The 18490-nt window shown below is 61.4% G+C and carries 17 protein-coding genes; 3 read left to right on the top strand and 14 right to left on the bottom strand.

Annotation, left to right across the window (positions count from 1 at the left end):
• Positions 1-37: 37 nt before the first annotated feature.
• Positions 38-1297, bottom strand: a complete 1260-nt coding sequence (locus tag HGP16_RS15115) for an SAM-dependent methyltransferase (protein ID WP_168840850.1) — start codon at positions 1295-1297, stop codon at positions 38-40.
• Between the two features lie 145 nt (positions 1298-1442).
• Positions 1443-3752 carry a Tex family protein gene (locus HGP16_RS15120; protein WP_168840851.1) on the bottom strand — a complete coding sequence of 770 codons (2310 nt, stop codon included), beginning with the start codon at positions 3750-3752 and terminating at the stop codon, positions 1443-1445.
• A gap of 243 nt (positions 3753-3995) precedes the next feature.
• On the opposite strand from HGP16_RS15120, the gene purD reads away from it, so the two are divergent.
• The 3 genes from purD (at position 3996) to HGP16_RS15135 (ending at position 7990) form a co-directional block, all read left to right on the top strand.
• Positions 3996-5264, top strand: coding sequence for a phosphoribosylamine--glycine ligase (purD, locus tag HGP16_RS15125; RefSeq protein ID WP_168840852.1), 1269 nt, complete (start codon positions 3996-3998; stop codon positions 5262-5264).
• 111 nt (positions 5265-5375) lie between these two features.
• Positions 5376-5798, top strand: a complete 423-nt coding sequence (locus HGP16_RS15130) for a plant virulence effector HPE1-like domain-containing protein (protein ID WP_168840853.1) — start codon at positions 5376-5378, stop codon at positions 5796-5798.
• A 377-nt stretch (positions 5799-6175) separates the two neighbouring features.
• Positions 6176-7990, top strand: coding sequence for a methyl-accepting chemotaxis protein (locus tag HGP16_RS15135; protein ID WP_168840854.1), 1815 nt, complete (start codon positions 6176-6178; stop codon positions 7988-7990).
• 72 nt (positions 7991-8062) lie between these two features.
• On the opposite strand, the gene HGP16_RS15140 is transcribed toward HGP16_RS15135, so the two are convergent.
• From HGP16_RS15140 to HGP16_RS15195, 12 genes are all read right to left on the bottom strand, one after another.
• Entirely contained in the window at positions 8063-8557 is a 495-nt protein-coding gene (locus HGP16_RS15140; RefSeq protein ID WP_168840855.1) for a DUF523 domain-containing protein, read from the bottom strand.
• A 14-nt stretch (positions 8558-8571) separates the two neighbouring features.
• Positions 8572-10686, bottom strand: coding sequence for a glycine--tRNA ligase subunit beta (gene glyS, locus HGP16_RS15145; protein ID WP_168840856.1), 2115 nt, complete (start codon positions 10684-10686; stop codon positions 8572-8574).
• A gap of 1 nt (position 10687) precedes the next feature.
• The gene (locus HGP16_RS15150) at positions 10688-10879 is read right to left on the bottom strand and encodes a hypothetical protein (protein ID WP_168840857.1); all 192 of its coding nucleotides are present in this window, start codon (positions 10877-10879) and stop codon (positions 10688-10690) included.
• The gene (locus tag HGP16_RS34685; RefSeq protein ID WP_168841095.1) at positions 10851-10961 is read right to left on the bottom strand and encodes a DUF559 domain-containing protein; all 111 of its coding nucleotides are present in this window, start codon (positions 10959-10961) and stop codon (positions 10851-10853) included. Before HGP16_RS34685 ends, HGP16_RS15150 begins: the two co-directional genes overlap by 29 nt.
• A gap of 73 nt (positions 10962-11034) precedes the next feature.
• Positions 11035-12978 (bottom strand): DUF2207 domain-containing protein, encoded by a 1944-nt coding sequence (locus HGP16_RS15160; protein WP_409526840.1) that lies wholly within the window; start codon positions 12976-12978, stop codon positions 11035-11037.
• 90 nt (positions 12979-13068) lie between these two features.
• Positions 13069-14325 (bottom strand): 3-phosphoshikimate 1-carboxyvinyltransferase, encoded by a 1257-nt coding sequence (locus HGP16_RS15165; RefSeq protein WP_205926570.1) that lies wholly within the window; start codon positions 14323-14325, stop codon positions 13069-13071.
• A gap of 87 nt (positions 14326-14412) precedes the next feature.
• Positions 14413-14964, bottom strand: a complete 552-nt coding sequence (locus HGP16_RS15170; protein WP_168840860.1) for a LemA family protein — start codon at positions 14962-14964, stop codon at positions 14413-14415.
• 203 nt (positions 14965-15167) lie between these two features.
• Positions 15168-16127, bottom strand: a complete 960-nt coding sequence (locus HGP16_RS15175) for a glycine--tRNA ligase subunit alpha (RefSeq protein WP_106996775.1) — start codon at positions 16125-16127, stop codon at positions 15168-15170.
• 119 nt (positions 16128-16246) lie between these two features.
• Positions 16247-16438, bottom strand: coding sequence for an NfeD family protein (locus tag HGP16_RS15180; RefSeq protein WP_168840861.1), 192 nt, complete (start codon positions 16436-16438; stop codon positions 16247-16249).
• Between the two features lie 16 nt (positions 16439-16454).
• Positions 16455-17315 (bottom strand): S49 family peptidase, encoded by an 861-nt coding sequence (locus tag HGP16_RS15185; protein ID WP_168840862.1) that lies wholly within the window; start codon positions 17313-17315, stop codon positions 16455-16457.
• A gap of 108 nt (positions 17316-17423) precedes the next feature.
• The gene (locus HGP16_RS15190; protein ID WP_168840863.1) at positions 17424-18200 is read right to left on the bottom strand and encodes a tRNA1(Val) (adenine(37)-N6)-methyltransferase; all 777 of its coding nucleotides are present in this window, start codon (positions 18198-18200) and stop codon (positions 17424-17426) included.
• Positions 18201-18208: 8 nt separating this feature from the next.
• Entirely contained in the window at positions 18209-18439 is a 231-nt protein-coding gene (locus HGP16_RS15195; protein ID WP_168840864.1) for a DUF2007 domain-containing protein, read from the bottom strand.
• Positions 18440-18490 lie beyond the last annotated feature (51 nt).

An 18490-nucleotide genomic window follows, 5' to 3' on the forward strand; every position in this document is an offset into this window, starting at 1 on the left:
GATCATGGGCTTCCATGGCCCGGCGTTATGTCGACGGTCAGAACGTCACCTTCTCCAGAGGCGCGCGCGCTGCCTCGAATTCCTTCAGTTTCGCCTCGCGTTCCCAGATGTAATTGCGATTGTCCGGGACGGCGAACTGGTTCTTGGCGATCTGGATCTGCATGATGAACAACTCATCCCAGCGGAAGCCCATTTCGGAGCCGGCCAGATAGAACTCCCACATGCGGAAGAACTTCTCGTCGTAGAGCGCGACGGCATCGGCCTTGCGCGCCACGAAGCGATTGCGCCAGTGCCGCAGCGTGTAGGCATAATGCATCGGCAAGGTTTCGACGTCCCTCGTCAGCAGGCCAGCCTTCTCCAGCGGCGGCGTGGTCTCGCCGATCGACGGGATGTAGCCGCCCGGGAAGATATATTTTTCGATGAAGGCGTTGGTGGCATAGCTCGGCTTCGGACGCGCGATCGAATGCAGCAGCATGACGCCGTTGTCATCCAGAAGTTCCGAAACCTTGCGGAAGTACTTGCCGTAATCACCGATGCCGACATGCTCGAACATGCCGACGGAGACGATGCGGTCGAACTTCCGGCCGGTCATATAGCGATAGTCCTGCAGCTCGAAGCGGACGCGATCGGAGAGGCCACGCTTGGCCGCGCGATCACGCGATACTTTCAGCTGCTCTTCGCTGAGCGTAATGCCTGTCACATCGAGGCCGGGATAGGCCTCGGCAAGATACATGGCCATGCCGCCCCAACCGGAGCCGATCTCCAGCACCTTCTGGCCGGGTTCGACCAGCAGCTTCGCCGCGATATGGCGCTTCTTGGCCACTTGCGCTTCGTAGAGGCTGATGCCGGGCGGATTGAAATAGGCGCAGGAATATTGCCAGTCCTCATCGAGGAAGAGATCGAACAACTTCGCCGACAGATCATAGTGATGCGCAACATTATACTTGTTGCGGTTGACCGGCGAGCGGCTCTTGATCTGCTGCAAGGCGATGCGGCCGAGCAGCAACGCCGCCATGCGGAAATCGAAAATCTCGTTGGTGGTATTCTGCTTCACCAGCGAGAGGAATTCGTAGATATCCCCCTGCTCGAGGATGAAGCGGCCCTCCATATACATTTCACCGAGCTTGAGCGTCGGATCGCGCGCGACGGCATCTTCCGCCTGCTGATCGGCAAAACGAACGGCCACCGTCTCGCCGGTTCCGTCGCCGACCATATGGGTCTCGCCGGATGCAAGCGTAAGCCTGAGTGAACCTTTACGGATGAGTTTCTTGACGAGAGAAAAAAGTGCCGACGCCATGGACGCCTCGAATGTTATGACATGACATTAAGGCAAACTTTAACGCCTCACAGCATTGTGGCAAGCTTACCTTTTCACAGTCATTGGCACTCTGGCAACAACTCTGCCAGAGTGTGACATTCTTGCACAGAGTTCCGCTAAGTCCTTATTTTCGTTTAAGGGCATCGGCCAAAGCGGCTCCGAAACTACCCTGTTGTTCGGCCTTCGGACGGGTATCCCCCCTGACGCCAGCGTTGCGTGCGCTAGCCTGCTCGCGCGACTCACGCCCGGACGAAGCCGCCACAGTGCCGCCATCTTTGCGCATGGAGAGGCCGATTCGCTTGCGTTTCACGTCGACTTCCACAACCGTGACCTTGACGACATCGCCCGCCTTTACGACTTCGTGCGGATCCTTGATGAAACGGTCCGCCAGCTGCGAGACATGCACCAAACCGTCCTGATGGACACCAATATCGACGAAGGCGCCGAAGGCGGCGACGTTGGTCACGGTGCCTTCCAGCAGCATTCCAGGCTTGAGGTCGCCGATCTCGTTGACGCCTTCCGCAAAGGTTGCGGTCTTGAAGCTCGGACGTGGATCCCGGCCCGGCTTTTCCAGTTCGGAGATGATGTCGCGCACGGTCGGCAGGCCGAACTTATCGTCAATGAACTGCCTGGGATCGACTGCCTTCAGCATCGCCATATCACCCATCAGCGTGCGCAGGTCACGCCCGCAGGCGGCAACGATCTTCTTGGCGACGCCATAGGCTTCGGGATGCACGGAGGAAGCATCGAGCGGCTCCTTGCCGTTGGGAATGCGCAGGAAGCCGGCGCATTGTTCGAAGGTGCGCTGGCCGAGGCGCGCGACCTTCAAGAGATCACGCCGCGTCTCGAAAGGACCCTCGCCGTCACGATGCTTGACGATGGCATCGGCGATCGACGGGCCAAGGCCCGAGACGCGGGAAAGCAGCGGCGCCGAAGCCGTGTTCAGATCGACGCCGACGGCATTCACCGCATCCTCGACCACCGCATCCAGCGAACGTGACAGCTTCTGCTGGTCGACATCGTGCTGATACTGGCCGACGCCGATCGATTTCGGCTCGATCTTTACCAGTTCCGCCAGCGGATCCTGCAGGCGGCGAGCAATCGAGACGGCGCCGCGCAGCGAGACGTCGAGGCCGGGGAACTCCAGCGCCGCCGTTTCCGAGGCGGAATAGACCGATGCGCCGGCCTCTGAAACGATGACCTTGGTCGGCTTCGGCGCCGGCAGTTCGGCCAGCATGTCGGCCACAAGCTTCTCGGTTTCACGGCTGCCGGTGCCGTTGCCGATCGCGATCAGCTCGACCTTGTGCTTGCGGGTGAGCGAGGCAAGCGTGGCCTGTGTGCCGCGCACGTCGTTCTTCGGCGGAAAGGGATAGACGGTAGTCGTTTCCAGGAGCTTGCCCGTGCCGTCAACCACGGCAACCTTGACGCCGGTGCGGATGCCGGGATCGAGACCCATGGTGGCGCGCGAGCCGGCGGGGGCTGCCAGCAGTAAATCCTTCAGATTGCGAGCGAAGACATGGATCGCCTCCTCCTCCGCCCTCTCCCGCAACTCGCGCATCAGGTCGAGCGACAGCGACATCGAAAGCTTCACGCGCCAGGTCCAGCTCGCGACTTCCGTCAGCCAGCGGTCGCCGGGCCGGCTTGCGCCGATATCATAGGCCGAGATGACCATACGCTCGACCGGCTTATTGGGCGACACGGCATCGGTATCGACTTCGATGTTCAGCGTCAGAATTTCTTCGTTCCAGCCGCGCAGCATGGCGAGCGCACGATGGCCAGGAGCTGTCGCCCAGCGTTCCTGATGGGCAAAATAATCCGAGAACTTGGCGCCGGCTTCCTGCTTGCCGTCGACGACGGCGGCCTTCAGGGTGGCATTGGTCTTCATGTAATTGCGCAGCTTGCCGAGCAGATCGGCATTTTCGGCAATGCCTTCGGCGATGATATCGCGCGCGCCTTCCAACGCCGTCTTCACGTCGGGCACATCGGCCGTGATGAAACCTTCGGCCAGAGCGGAAGGCTCCTTCGAACGATCGGCAAGGATGGTATCAGCCAACGGGCCGAGGCCACGCTCTCTCGCAATCTCGGCGCGCGTGCGGCGCTTCGGCTTGTAAGGCAGATAGAGGTCTTCCAGCTCGGACTTGGTGGCAACGGTGGCGATCTTGCCCATCAGCTCATCGGTCATCTTGCCCTGGCCGGTGATGGATTCGATGATGGCGGCGCGGCGCGCTTCCAGCTCGCGCAGGTAGACAAGGCGCTCCGATAGCGTCCGAAGCTGCGTATCATCCAGGCCACCGGTCACTTCCTTGCGATAGCGGGCAATGAACGGCACGGTCGCGCCTTTATCGAGAAGCTCGATCGCAGACTTGGCCTGATCCGGGCGTGAATTGATCTCGGCGGCGATGGTTGCGGCAAGGGAACGGATATCGGCGGCCATGTGTCTCTCTGAACTGGACAATCGTTAGGGGACCATAAGCATGATCCCGCGGACATAAGAAGCGGTTTCGGCACGGAATACGCCAATCCGGGCATGGAGATGGCGTGAACCTGAAGCCGCTTCCGCTTTAACGGGATAAAAAGGCATGGCAATGTTGCCGGCCCTGCCTCCACAGGATTTGACGCTTGACCTTTGGCCCAACCCCGCTTAACCGCGCAAAAGGATACAACGAGAGGGCAAGCCATGAGAGTTCTGTTGATCGGATCGGGCGGACGCGAGCATGCGCTGGCCTGGAAACTGGCGCAATCGCCAGACATGACCGAATTCTACGCGGCTCCGGGCAATCCCGGCATTGCCGAGCACGCGACGCTCGCCGCGCTCGATATCGACAACCATGATGCCGTTGTTACTTTCTGCAAGGACAAGGCCATCGACTTCGTCGTGGTTGGCCCCGAAGCGCCGCTGGTCGCCGGCATTGCCGACAAATTGCGCGCCGCCGGCATTGTCGTCTTCGGTCCTTCCGCAGCCGCAGCCCAACTCGAAGGATCCAAGGGGTTCACCAAGGATATCTGCGCCCGCTATAATATTCCGACGGGAGCATACCAGCGTTTCAACAATGCACCGAAGGCGAAGGCCTATGTTCGCGCTGAGGGCGCTCCGATCGTCGTGAAGGCGGACGGCCTTGCCGCGGGCAAGGGCGTCACCGTTGCGATGACGATCGACGAGGCGCTTGCGGCGATCGACGATTGCTTCGAGGGTGCCTTCGGCGAGGCCGGCGCCGAAGTGGTGATCGAAGCCTATCTGGATGGCGAGGAGGCGAGCTTCTTCTGCCTTTGCGACGGCAAGCATGCGCTGGCGCTTGCGACAGCGCAGGACCACAAGCGCGTCGGCGACGGCGATACCGGCCCGAATACCGGCGGCATGGGCGCCTATTCCCCCGCCCCCGTCATGACGCCCGAAATGATCGAGCGCACGATGAAGGAGATCATCGAGCCGACGATGCGCGGCATGGCGGAAAGCGGCCATCCCTTCAGCGGTGTCTTCTTCGCCGGACTGATGATCACCGCCAAGGGTCCCGAGCTCATCGAATATAATGTCCGTTTCGGCGATCCCGAATGCCAGGTACTGATGATGCGGCTGAAGAGCGATCTGCTGCCGTTGCTCTTTGCCTGCGCCAACGGCACGCTGGATCAGGTGGCGGCCGAATGGAGCGACGACCCGGCGTTGACCGTCGTCATGGCCTCGAAGGGCTATCCCGGCACCTATGCCAAGAACACGCCGATCGCGGCGCTGCCGGCCGACGGCGAAGGTGCGAAGGTGTTTCATGCCGGCACAGGCCTGAAGGACGGCGCGCTGGTCGCAACCGGTGGCCGCGTGCTGAACATCACCGCGACGGGCAAGACGGTGGGCGAAGCAAAAAGACGCGCCTATGCCCTTGCCGGCGAGGTGAAATGGGAGAACGGCTTCTACCGCAGCGATATCGGCTGGCGTGCCGTCGAGCGCGAGACGTAAATATCTCTGCGCTTCTGCGGGCGCGGGTCCATTAAATGTTTACCTAATCTCCTGACGGGATGGAAATAAAGGCACGCTAAAGTCTTCGTCACTATAGGCGGAGTTGTTGTTATGCGTTCCTTCTTTCTGACCTTGGCATGCGTTCTGGCCAGCGGCCCCGCCATGGCCTCCTCCATCCAGTCTATCGATGGCACGATGCAGAGCGGCGACAGCAGCATCGTCGACAAGAGCTGCGCCAACTGCCCTCCCCTCAAGCCGAAAGTGGCTGAAAAGGAATATACAGTGCCGACATTGACGCCGGGCACGCAATCGATCGTGGTCCGCAGCGTTGACGGCGAAAAGAAGGTCGTGCGGACAGAGGCCTGGATGGGCGGATCCCCCGTCATGTTCGTCAGCAAGCCGACACCGGAAGCCTTGGCCGCCAGCAGTGAGCCGGTCGATGGGATCGACCTGGCGGTAAAGACCGCAGCCCTGCCTGGTATCACGGCGGTTCCCAAATCCCTCGATCTCTCCGGCTTCCAGCTGCGCCAATAGCTGCCGGGCCATCCGTTGCCACGGCATTCGCCGATCATTGCTCAGCCGAAGGAGCAACGGCTCGCAACACACCTATGATATACATTAGAAATATTTTGTTTTTCTAAATTACAAAGAAATGAATATGGATTAACTGAAGTTATTCGTAAGCCTGCATAAGTATTATTGGCAGCAAGGCGGCATATCTCCAGTTTCAGCCTGCGAAAAATACAACCATCCCCCTAAAATTAAAGATTTTTTAGACATAAACGGCGATTTTACTGATCACCGGACAGCAGCATGTCATTCGAGCGGCGGCAAGCGTATTGAGATTCTCTCAGGCGATCGCACAGGCGGTAGGATACCGCACCGGTATTCACCTACCTGTGAGAGGCACCATGAAGAATCTCAAGATTGCGCATCAATTATTTGCCCTGCTCGGCGTCCTGATGGCCGCCTTCGCCGTGGCCACCTATTTTCAGATCCGGTCGCAGGCCGATTCCATCTATGACGACCGCTTCGACATGCTGCGCACGCAGGTCGAATCCGGCATTTCCGTTTTGAACCAATACTATCAGCGCGAAAAAGCCGGCGAGATGACGCATGAGGCCGCCCAGGCCGAGGCCTTCAAGGTATTGTCGCATGTCAGCTTCGCGCCATCAGGCTATTTCTTCGGCTTCGACTATAATGTGGTGCAGCGCATTCACCCGAGCCCGGTCAATATCGGCAAGGACATGTCCGGCCAAGTCGACAAGAACGGCACGCATTTCAGCAAGGAAATGGTGGAGAAGGCCATCAAGGGCGGTGGCCGCACGATCTACTACTGGAACAAGCCTGGCCGTCCCAACAGCGATTTCTTCCTGAAGGGCAGCTACTCGGCCGCTTTCGAGCCTTGGCAAATCGTTCTTGGTTGCGGCGTCTACATGGACGACCTCGATGCGCAGATCAATGCGACGATGTGGCGTGCCCTGCTCATCTGCGGCCTCGTCTTCGTCATCGGCATCGGTGCAGCCCTCTACTTCATCCGCGGCATCACAAAGCCGCTCGCCGAGGTCCATACCGCGCTGAAGGCAGTCGCCGATGAAGACGTGAAGATGGCCATCCCCCATGCCGAAATGCGCAACGAAATCGGCCTGATGGCCAAGGCGACCCAGGCGCTGCAGGAAAAGATCCGCGAGCGCCACATGCTGGCCGATCGTCAGGCCGCGCAGGAACTCGAGATCAGCAACGAGCGCGAACAGAACCTGCGCCAGCAGCAGGACGAGGCCCACGAACAGGCGCGTGTCGTCTCGGTCATCGGCCGGGCACTTGAAGATCTCGCCCAGGGGAACCTGACGATACGCTGCGGCGATCTCGGCGCCAGCTATGCCGGCCTTCGCAGCAACTTCAACGAGGCGCTGTCGCATCTGGAAGCCGCGATGGGACGCGTCAATGCCAAGGGCAACGACATCGGCCTCAGCAAGGAAGAAATCCGTCGCGCTTCCAACGAACTATCTCAGCGCACCGAGCGCCAGGCTGCCAGCCTGGAAGAGACTTCGGCAGCGCTCGACGAGCTCACCGTTGCCGTCCGCCAGACAGCGGAAGGCGCTGATGAGGCCAGCAAGCGCGTTCATGCCGTCAGCGCCGAAGCATCGCGCAGCGATGCCGTGGTTGCCCAGGCAATCGAAGCGATGAGCGGTATCGAGAAGTCTTCGTCCGAGATCGGCAAGATCATCGGCGTGATCGACGAGATCGCCTTCCAGACCAACCTGCTGGCCCTCAACGCCGGCGTCGAGGCGGCCCGCGCCGGCGAATCCGGCAAGGGTTTCGCCGTCGTCGCCCAGGAAGTGCGGGAGCTCGCCCAGCGCTCCGCGGCAGCCGCCAAGGAGATCAAGGACCAGATCGCCCGCTCTTCCGGTCAGGTCGATCAGGGTGTGCGCCTCGTCGGCGAGGCCGGCGAAGCGCTGAAGCGCATCTCCGACCAGATCAAGGCTGCCAACGAAATCGTCTCGAAGATCGCCCACAGCGCCTCCGAGCAGGATACGACGCTGCGCTCGATCTCGTCTTCGATGAACCAGCTCGACGCGGCCACGCAGCAGAACGCCGCCATGGCCGAAGAGACCACAGCATCGGCCGAAACGCTCGCCGCCGATACGGAAGATCTTCTCGCCCTCATCCGCGGCTTCCGCGTCAACGAAGGTCGCTCCACTATGGATCACCGCCGCGCCGCTTGAGCCTTACAGGTCAGAAAATGAGAACCGCCGGGCTTGCGTCCGGCGGTTTTATTTTGAGCTGCGATTGTTGCTTCAGTCTGCGGCTTTCAGCCGCTCGACCAGTTTCTCTATCTCGCGATCGGAATAGACCTCGATACCGGCCTGCTTGAGCAGCGCCGCCGTGACGCCCCGGCCGCTCTGCCGGCCGCCGGAAAATGTGCCGTCATAGATGAAGCCGGAGCCGCAGGATGGGCTGCCGTCAATCAGGAGGGCATAATGGCAGCCGCTTTCTCGTGCAAGCGCCAGGGCATTTTCCGCCGCCTGACGGAATTCCTGCGTGACATCGCCGCCGGTAATCTCCAACACACGCGCAGTGCCGGCGAGTACATCTTCGCCGGTTCCGCCGCCTGCAATCTCGGCCGGCGGCCTTGGAACCGCCATGCCCGCGGACATTTCCGGACAGATCGTGACCAACAGCCCCTCCTCGCGCCAGCGATCGATCGCTGGATGCACGAGTGGCTTGGAGCGGCCGTCGTAGCGGACGGCGTGGCCCATGAGGCAGGCGCTGACGAGGATCTTTCCGGTCATCGCGCCCCCACGCCTTATCCCGCAATCTTCGAGAAGTCGGCGACCGTGCCGGTTGCTTCGCGGATCATGCGCAGCAGCGCCAGGCGATTGGCGCGGATGGCGGCGTCTTCGTCATTGACGAGCACGGCTTCGAAGAAACGGTCGACGGGTGCGCGCAGCTTGGAAAGGGCTGCCATGGCCGAGCGGAAATCTTCCTTGGCAATCGCATCGGAAGCCTCGGCGGAGGCAGACTTGACGGCGGCAAAGAGATCCTTTTCCGCATCGAGCTTCAGCAAGGCTTCCGAAACGCCGTCGGCAACGACCGTGCCCTTCTTCTCCTCGGCTGCCAGAAGCTGCGTGGCGCGCTTGGTGCCGGCCAGCAGGTTCTTGCCGTCCTCTGACGTGATGAAGGCCGTCAGCGCCTCGACGCGGCGGGCGACCATCAAGAGATCGTCGGCCTCCGGCGTCAGCACGGCGTCGATCAGGTCATGGCGGGCGCCGAGATCGCGCAGATAGACCTTGAGGCGATCATGGAAGAAGACGAGCAGATCGACATCCCTCGTGGTCGCGAGCAGCGGCAGGCGCACGCCACGCTCCAAGAGGATGCGGACGACACCGAGGGCGGCGCGGCGCAGCGCATAAGGGTCCTTCGAGCCTGTGGGCTTCTCGTCGATCGCCCAGAAGCCGACGAGCGTATCCAGCTTGTCGGCAAGCGCGACCGTGATCGCGACCTTGTCCTCGGGGACGCGGTCGGAAGGACCTTGCGGCTTGTAATGATCTTCGATCGCAGTAGCGACCGAGGCATCCTCGCCTTGCAGCGACGCGTATTTGCGGCCCATGAGACCCTGCAGCTCGGGGAATTCGCCGACAGCTTCGGTGCGCAGGTCGGCCTTGGCGAGCACGACGGCGCGGTCGACTAGAGCGGTATCGGCGCCGGTAATCCTGGCGAGTTCAGCGGCCAGCGCGCGGATGCGGGCAACACGCTCGCCCTGGCTGCCGAGCTTGGCGTGGAAAGTGACATCAAGCGCGTCAAGCTTTGCCATGCGCTGATCGAGCGGCTTCTTCAGATCGAGGCCGAATTTCGCGGCCGAGGCTTCCAGCGTTTCGAGATCGGGCAGATCGCCCTGGTCGCGCTTCCAGAAATGCAGCGCGTCGGACAGACGGGCGCGCACGACCTTGCCGTTGCCATGGATGATTTCCTTGCCGCCATCCGTCGCCTGGATATTGGCGATGAGAATGAAACGGTTGGATAGCGTCTCGCCGGCCTGCTGGCGCGTGACGAAACACTTCTGGTTGGTCTTGATGGTCAGGCGGATGATTTCCGACGGGATCGACAGATAGTCTTCCTCGAAGGAGCCCATCAGCACCTGCGGCCATTCGACGAGGCCGGATACTTCTTCCAGCAGGCTCTCGTCTTCCACCAGTTCGAGGCCGTTGGCGAAAGCGACGTCGCGGGCATCATGCAGGATGATATCCTTGCGGCGCTCGGCATCGAGAACGACCTTGGCCTTTTCCAGACTCGAGACATAGTCCTCAAAACGCTTGACCGTGATCGCATCGGGCGCATGGAAGCGATGGCCGTAGGTCACGTTCGAGGCGACGATGCCATCGATTTCGAAGGGGATGACTGCGGTTTCTTCATGCTCGGTGCCGAAGGTGCAGACGATCGACTGAAGCGGGCGCACCCAGCGCAGCGAGCCGGGTTTGGCCGATGCCTTGCCCCAGCGCATGGATTTCGGCCAGGGGAAGTTGCGGATGATATCGGGCATGACCGCAGCGACGATTTCCTCCGCGGCACGGCCGGGCTTGGAAATGATCGCGACGTAGAAATCGCCTTTCTTCGGATCGCTCTGCACCTGAGCCTCGGAAATCGAAGAAAGCCCGGCGCCGCGCAGGAAGCCTTCGATCGCCTTCTCGTTGGCATCGGTGCGCGGCCCCTTGCGCTCCTCGCGCACATCGGCCGAGCGCGCCGTCAAGCCGCGAATATCGAGCGTCAGCCGCCGCGGCGTCCAATATTCCCTCGCTCCCTCATAGGAAAGACCTGCTTCGATGAGGGCATCGGTCACCAGCTTCTTCAGATCGCCGGCGGCCTTGCGCTGCATGCGGGCGGGAATTTCCTCGGAGCGGAGTTCGAGAAGGAGATCGGGCATGTCAAGGTTCCTCACCCTCCCCTTGAAAGAGAGGGTCGGCACGGCGTGCCGGAGTGGGGTGAAAACGGTCGGCCTCTGCTAGCAAAATTTGCCGCTGCTGCACAATGGCAAATATCGTATCCAGAACAGCCTCGACCTTCATCCATGACCTCGGCATTCCAGAATCAGAGGACATGATAACCTTGGCGCTCAAGAAAGGCCGTTCTCCCGGCATCGTAACGCCTTGCCGTGTCCTGCCCATGCTGGCTGCCGTCAAGCTCGATGATCAGGCCGATCTGATGACAGGCGAAATCAGCGAAGTTGAACCGTTGGGACGAACACCTCCCCCCTCAAGGGAAGGGTGTCTGTTCACCATCCGCCACCACCGCCGCCACCGCCACCTCCACCGGAGGAACCGCCACCGCCGCCTCCCCCGTCGCCAAAGGCCGAGGAGGAGCTGGAGACGGGTGCGGGAATGGTCGAGGCGATGGTGGACGCCATGGAGGAGGAGAAGTCACCGATCGTTCCGCCGATATTGCCCGGGTTGAAGTTGCCGGAATACCAGACCGGCGCATAGGCGGCCGCCGCGGCCGCACCCGCAGCGGTGGCAAGCCAGGTCTCGAAAGCGCTGGACCACGGCTTTTCGACGCCGAGCGCGACTGCATAGGGCAGCAGCTTTTCGAAATGCTGCGGCGACATCTGCGGCGCGCCCTGCATGTTCATCCGGTCGCGCTCAGCCAGCGTCAGATATTGCCTGAGACCGGCGATGCCATCCATCATCTTGCGCCCGAGCGGCGTCGGCGCGCCCATCAGGAAATAGAAGACGACGTTCAGCGCGAAAATGCCGACAATGCCGGCCGTCAGCGGCAACAGGCCCGCTTCCCAGAGCGGCACGACCGCCGCGGCAAAACCACTGACGGCAATCGATACAAAGACGAAGCCGAAAAAGGCGAAGATCAAGACCGAAAGGATGCGCTGGGCGAGACCGGCGTCGTGGCGGCGGAATCTCCGTCCGATGATGCTGGTAAAGATCGTCACGAAGATCGACAGGAAGCCGGGCATGATGATGAGCGGCAGGGCATTCTCATGCAGTCGCCCGAAGATGACGATGGAGGCCAGAATGAGAATCGACAGCGCAATGCCGACAATGACATAGAGCGAATTGGCCTTGTAATATTCGTCGCGATGATCGCGCTCGATCGCGCTGCGGAACTTGGAGCCGAGCCGCTGCACCGCCTCGCCGTTTTCCTTGTCGATGACCAGCGGTGAGAACGGCCCGACGGCCTGCATAAGCACCTTGTCGCCGCCGCTGAGACCGCTGCCTGCCTTGCCCGTGGGGCGAATGACAACTTTTCCCTTCAGGTCGTCGAGAATGACATAGCCGCGCACCGCAAGATCGATCGCCGTCGCCGAGAATGCCGTCCAGCGGGAACTGGCGAAGCCCTTGTTGTCGATATAATTGACCAGCGCCGGCGAGATGCCTTCAGGCGGATCCCAGCGTGGAACCATGACGCCGGGCGCAGGATCGCGGCCCACCCTGATCCAGCTGCGCATATAATAGGCAAACAGCAGGATCAGCCCGCCGATGGCGATGGTCGAGTCGAGATGATCCCGAAGGAACCAGCCCCATTGCTGGCTGGCGCTCGGCGGCGCGATCGCCCCCTTCGCCAGCTTGACGGCGATCGTCAGGCCTTCGGCCATGGCGAGTGGCCTGGTCGTGACGAAAGTGACCGTATTGCCCTGTGCGCTGGCGCTTGCGTTCTTGCCGCTGGCGCCCAGCGGCCCGGTGAAGAAGGCAAGCTGCTGAGGCTCGACGCCATCTGGCAATGTAACGGTCGCCTTGGCATTGACGATCGGGAACAGCCAGCCATTGCCGGTGACGTTCCAATAAAGCTCGTCGTGATCGCCGAAATAGCGCATCTGACGATTAGTGTCGTAGGTGATGCGGAACGTATGCGGGCCTGGATTGAGACTTCGATCGGCCTTGCCGATGTAAATGCGCTCGCCGCCCTTGATGCGCTCGCTGTGCCAATCCTCCGGCTGGCCGTCGCGCTCGATGGACACGACCTTGAAATCCACCTCGATCTCGCGGCCGGCGGCATCGGTCATTGTCAACGGAAAATCCCGGAAGATGCCGCGGCGGATGTCACGTCCCTCCGCATTCACGGCAATCGTCTCGACGACCCGCATGGAGCCGTCATGGTGCAGGGCGATCGCCTGATCGAAACTGGTGATGAGCTCGGCTGCCGTTACCATCGTTGCGCAAAGCAGCAGGCACAGAGCCAGGAAGAACCCGCAAAGCCGTGTCATCACTCCCCCAAAAGGATAGCCGCGACGCCGTTGCCGGCGCCGCTTCACGTCAGGAATATGTCCGCGCTCAGCCTCCCCTGAGATGGCGAAGCGTCAGTCTTCGTAAGCGACACCGAGCGAAGCCAGCACGTTCCAGTAGGACGGAAAGGTCTTGGCGACGCAGTCGGGGTCGAGAATAGTGATGCCGCCGATCTTCAGGCCAGCCAGCGCGAAGCTCATGGCGATGCGGTGATCGGCGAAACTGTCGATCTCCGCAGGCAGGATTTTGCCGGCCAGGCTGGGATCGGATGCGACGATCAGATCGTCGCCCTCTTCGGTGCCGAGATTCGGAACAATGCGCGACAGGCCGCTCGACAGCGCGCGGATGCGATCGCATTCCTTGACGCGGAGGTTCTCGATGCCGACAAAACGCACTGGCGTGTCGTTGAAAGCGGCAAGGACGGCAAGCGTCGGAATGGCATCCTGCATCTGCGAACCGTCGATGACGGCCGGAAGATGCGGGAACTTCGAGATCAGATCATAGGCCTTCGCATCCGGCTGCGAGAACTGCTCCGCCGGCGTGCCGAGATCGATCTTGCCACCACCAAGCACTTCGGCCGCCCAGAGATAGGTCGCGGCGGAGGCATCCGGCTCGATCAGGAAGTCGGCGGCATGATAGCCGGTGGGCTCGACACGCCAGGCGACGGGGCTCACGCGCTCCACCTTGGCGCCGAAAGCACGCATGGCCGCAACCGTGAGATCGATGTAGCCCAGAGCGCCGATATGTTCGCCGAGCAGCTCGACATCAACAGCGCGGTCGCCGCCTGCGGCCATCATCAGTAGCGCCGAAACATACTGGCTGGACAGGCCGCCATCGATCTGCACGCGGTTGGCCTCGAAACGGCCGGTGCCGTTGACTATTACCGGCGGGCAGCCGGTTTCGGTCGAGGCATCGATGCCGAGCGAGCGGAGCGCGTCGACGAGCGGGCCGATCGGCCGCTTGCGCATATGGGCATCGCCATCGACGATGACCTTGCCTTCGACCAGGGCGGCGGCAGCCGTCAAAAAGCGCGTCGCGGTTCCGGCATTGCCGAGGAAAAGAGGAGCTGCCGGCGCCTGCAGCTTGCCGCTGCCGGTCACGATGAAGGTCGTGTCATCGGGTTCGTCGATGACAACGCCCATGGCGCGCAGCGCCTCGGCCATATAGCGGGTATCGTCGCTCTTCAGCGCGCCGGTCAGCCGGCTCGTGCCCTTGGCAAGGCCTGCCAGCAGCAGTGCGCGGTTGGTGATCGACTTCGATCCCGGCGGCATGGCGCGTCCGGTCAAAGGCTTGCCCGGCGGGATAATCGTGAGTTTGGCTCTACCCATCATCATTCTCTTTGGTCAGTCAGGAAGGCGGCCGATGGCCGTCGGTCGGCTTCCTTTACCGCCTCGCATGAAAAACCGATAGCGGGAATCTCAGAACTTTACTGTGGGAACGGCGCGATCCGCTTCGTTGGTGATCTCGAAATAGGCCCGCTTGGCAAAGCCGAAGGGGCCGGCGATGAGATTGTTCGGGAAGGTCTCGACCTTGACGTTCAGGTCGCGCGCGGCGCCGTTGTAATAGCGGCGCGACATCTGGATTTCGCCTTCCAAGCCCTCCAGCGAGCGCTGCAATTCGAGGAAGTTCGTATTGGCCTTGAGATCGGGATAGGCTTCGGCGAGCGCGATCACGCGGCCGAGTGCCTGCGACAACAAGCCCTCGACTTGACCTCGGGCAGCGACATCCCCAGCCGGCACGGCCTGCGCCTTGTTGCGGAGTTCGACAACCTCTTCCAAAGTCTGGCGCTCATGGCCGGCATAGCCTTTGACCGTCTCGATCAGATTGGGGATCAGATCGGCGCGACGCTTCAATTGCACGTCGATGCCGGACCAGGCCTCCTCCGCCACCTGGCGCGCGCGGACGAGCCCATTATAGGCGAAGACGACATAGAGCGCGGCCAGCACTATGATCGCGAGAAGAATAAGCATCTGAAATCCCCCGTGGCGACTGCAACCACAGGGACACTAGGCAGATTTGGCGGTAATGTCACCCGGCTTTAACGGCGGTGGAGGGCCAAGATTGGGCTAGCATTGCCCAATCCCGGGGAAATTGCCGGACGTTGAAAAAGGGATACTCTACGAACCGCGGCCTTGAGGAGCGCCCGTTCAAGCGCTCCGATCGCATTTCAGGCTCAAGCGGCCTGCTGGTTCCAATTGGCACCGCCGGCATCCGTCAGCAGGAAGGCCTCGCCGCAGGCCTTGGCCAGTGTGCGCACGCGCAGGATGTAGCTCTGACGCTCCGTTACCGAGATGACGCCGCGGGCATCGAGCAGGTTGAAGACATGGCTCGCCTTGATGCACTGGTCATAGGCCGGAAAGACGCATTTGTGCAGGCGATGGTTTTCGCTGTCACCGGGTGCGCCGGCGGCCAGCAAGGCCTGGCATTCCTTCTCCGCATCGATGAAATGGCGGTGCAGCATCTCGGTATTGGCATATTCGAAATTATGCCGCGAATATTCCTGCTCGGCCTGAAGAAAGACATCGCCATAGGTGATCTTGTCTTCGCCTTCGAGGCCGTTGAAGTTCAGGTCATAGACGCTGTCGACGCCCTGGACATAGGTCGCAAGACGCTCCAGACCGTAAGTCAGCTCGCCGGCGACGGGCGCGCATTCGATGCCGCAGACCTGCTGGAAATAGGTGAACTGCGAGACTTCCATGCCATCGCACCAGCATTCCCAGCCGAGGCCCCATGCGCCGAGCGTCGGGCTTTCCCAATCGTCCTCGACGAAGCGGATATCATGCAGCAGCGGATCGAGGCCGATCGCCTTCAACGAGCCGAGATAGAGTTCCTGCAGGTTCGGCGGATTGGGTTTCAGGATGACCTGATATTGGTAGTAGTGCTGCAGGCGGTTCGGGTTTTCGCCATAGCGACCATCGGACGGACGGCGCGACGGCTGGACATACGCGGCCCGCCAGGGCTTTGGACCCAGCGAGCGCAAGGTGGTGGCCGGATGGAACGTGCCGGCGCCGACTTCCATGTCGTAGGGCTGCAGAACCGCGCAACCCTTGTCGGCCCAATAATTGTGCAGCGTCAGGATCAGCGCCTGAAAAGAGCGCTTCGGGTTCATGTGGTCGGGCACATTGGCAGTCATGGGAATTGATTTCTTCTGCTAGCGAATAGTTGGGCGGACAGGTGCCACGGCGGGGCGAACGGGTCAAGGCTTTGCAGCGCAAACGCCCCTGCGCCTCACGTCACCGAGACAGGCGCATTCTATTCATCCTCACGCTTCACACGATATTCTCCCGTCTTCGGATCCTTGACCAGGGTTCCCATGGCGCCGGTGCGGCGTTCCGTTTCGGCGCGGCGTGATTTTTCGGCGAGCCTCCGGGCATCCCGCACAAAACGCCGATACAAGAACCAGATGCCGCCGACGGCGACGATGAAGAAGATGATCTGGGGCATCAGGCAGCGCTCCCGACTACAATCCGTACCGGCTCCACAATGCCTTGTCCTCTGCCGCTTCGGCAAGCCCGGATGCAAGCCCCACGCCGATGCCGTCCATGCCGCCAAGCGAAATGCCCGGAGCCTTGCGGCCAAAAAGGCTGCGCGGCGTGGTGACCAGCGTAGGCTTGACCTTGTCGCCGAAGCGCTTCCTCAATTCTTGCCGCATGTCGCCGAGGCCGTCGATCAAGCCAAGCTCCAGCCCACGATTGCCGGTCCAAAAGAGACCGGAGAACACCGTTTCGTCCGCCGAGAGCTTGCCAGTCCGCCGCTCCAGCACCATGTCGATGAAGACCTTGTGGATTTCGAGCTGCAGGCTCTTCAGATATTCGATGTCCTTTTCCTTCTCCGGCTGGAACGGATCGAGGATCACCTTGTTCTCGCCGGCTGTATAGACGCGCCGCTCGATGCCGATCTTCTTCAAGAGATCCGGAAAACCGAAGCCACCGGACACGACGCCGATGGAACCGACGATCGACGTGGAGTCGGCAATGATCTCATCGCCTGCCAGCGCGATCATATAGCCGCCGGATGCCGCGACGTCCTCGACGAAGACCAGAACCTTCTTGTTTTTCTCGGCGGCAAGATCGCGAATGCGATTGTAGATCATCCGCGACTGCACTGGAGAACCACCCGGCGAATTGACGATGATGGCAACGGCCGGCGCCGTCTTCATGTCAAACGCCTTTTCAAGCGCTGGCGACACGCCCGCCAGGTTCAGCGATTGCCGCAGAGGCCCACCTCCGGAAGAGATGACGCCGCTCAGGCGGACAACGGGTACGATCACCTGCTCCTTGCGGAAGCGCTTCGGAAGCATGCGTCTCAAGAACTCAACCATTCGTCATCCCTGAATCATGATGTTTGCTGCCCCGTGATGTATGCACGGAAACGGCAAACGCAACATTGCGGATCGTATTTCGTGCCCTGATGCCTAAGCGACGATAGGTTATCGGCGCGGATAGGCGGCGCGGCCATTATTCAGATCGTCGACGAAATCGGAAAATTTATGCGTTCCCTCGCCATGCATGATCAAGGGCGCACGCAGCGCCAGCCTCGCTCGCGAGCCCTTTATTCCCGTCACCAGGATGCGCACGGCATTCTCGCCTTCGCGCGGATGGATCGGCGTGATCTCGATACCGCCGAAGCGGCGGCCGCAGGCGGCAATAATCTCGCCGATGGATTCCGGCCGCGCGATGAGCGAGAGCTGGCCGCCGGGGATCATGATCGCACCTGCCGTGCGGATCCATTTTTCGAACAGCCCGTCCGTCATGGCATGCGCCTCGGCCTTCAACGCATCTGGCGTCAGCCTGTCGCTTGCGTCGTTGAAGGGCGGGTTCATGATGACGTGATGGAAGCTGTCGTCGACCAGGCCCGCCTCGTTGCGATCCTTGCCGGTCAACGTAACGTCGGCTTCGATGACCGAGACACGGTCCGCAAAACGCGCATTGTCAGGCAGAAGCAGGCTTTTGCGAGCGAACTCGGCCATATCGGGCGAGCGCTCGAACAGCACCACCTCCGCCTGGTCGAGCCGAGACGCGACGGCCATTCCAGCGGCCCCCGCACCCGCGCCGAGATCGGCTACCCTGATTGCGCGGTCGTCCGCCACGAGTGCCGCCAGCAGCATGGCATCCATGCCGGAGCGGTGCCCCCTGCCCTTCGGCTGGACGATGTGGAAAGCGCCGCGATGAAAGGCATCGATGGTTTCGGAGGGGCTGCCGGTCATGGCGAACCTCAGGTCCGCGCCGGGCGCAGCTCGTCGCCGAGACCGGCATCGATCAGGATACGCCGCGCCTGATCCGCACGCTCTTCCTCCACCAGAAAACGGCGCGGCAGCATGCCGAGAGATCCCTCCAGGATGCTCATCGCCTGATCCGCCACCAGGCAATGAATTCCGGCATCCTTCATCAGGCTCTCCGCAAAGGAGAGAAGGACCGGGTCATTGGTGCGGATCAGCTCGTGCATAAGCCCTAGAATTCCTGTCAAATTTACGCGACGAGACAATTCGCCTCTTGC

Origin of the sequence: Rhizobium sp. P40RR-XXII, from assembly GCF_012641405.1 — a bacterium.
Classification (GTDB): domain Bacteria; phylum Pseudomonadota; class Alphaproteobacteria; order Rhizobiales; family Rhizobiaceae; genus Rhizobium.

Coding starts and splice junctions, on each gene's coding strand:
- HGP16_RS15130 (WP_168840853.1), top strand. CDS start 5,376: ATGCGTTCCTTCTTTCTGACCTTGGCATGCGTTCTGGCCAGCGGCCCC.
- HGP16_RS15135 (WP_168840854.1), top strand. CDS start 6,176: ATGAAGAATCTCAAGATTGCGCATCAATTATTTGCCCTGCTCGGCGTC.
- HGP16_RS15185 (WP_168840862.1), bottom strand. CDS start 17,315: ATGGTTGAGTTCTTGAGACGCATGCTTCCGAAGCGCTTCCGCAAGGAG.
- HGP16_RS15140 (WP_168840855.1), bottom strand. CDS start 8,557: ATGACCGGAAAGATCCTCGTCAGCGCCTGCCTCATGGGCCACGCCGTC.
- HGP16_RS15190 (WP_168840863.1), bottom strand. CDS start 18,200: ATGACCGGCAGCCCCTCCGAAACCATCGATGCCTTTCATCGCGGCGCT.
- HGP16_RS15115 (WP_168840850.1), bottom strand. CDS start 1,297: ATGGCGTCGGCACTTTTTTCTCTCGTCAAGAAACTCATCCGTAAAGGT.
- HGP16_RS15180 (WP_168840861.1), bottom strand. CDS start 16,438: ATGCCCCAGATCATCTTCTTCATCGTCGCCGTCGGCGGCATCTGGTTC.
- HGP16_RS15170 (WP_168840860.1), bottom strand. CDS start 14,964: ATGCTTATTCTTCTCGCGATCATAGTGCTGGCCGCGCTCTATGTCGTC.
- HGP16_RS15165 (WP_205926570.1), bottom strand. CDS start 14,325: ATGATGGGTAGAGCCAAACTCACGATTATCCCGCCGGGCAAGCCTTTG.
- purD (WP_168840852.1), top strand. CDS start 3,996: ATGAGAGTTCTGTTGATCGGATCGGGCGGACGCGAGCATGCGCTGGCC.
- HGP16_RS15195 (WP_168840864.1), bottom strand. CDS start 18,439: ATGCACGAGCTGATCCGCACCAATGACCCGGTCCTTCTCTCCTTTGCG.
- HGP16_RS15175 (WP_106996775.1), bottom strand. CDS start 16,127: ATGACTGCCAATGTGCCCGACCACATGAACCCGAAGCGCTCTTTTCAG.
- HGP16_RS15120 (WP_168840851.1), bottom strand. CDS start 3,752: ATGGCCGCCGATATCCGTTCCCTTGCCGCAACCATCGCCGCCGAGATC.
- glyS (WP_168840856.1), bottom strand. CDS start 10,686: ATGCCCGATCTCCTTCTCGAACTCCGCTCCGAGGAAATTCCCGCCCGC.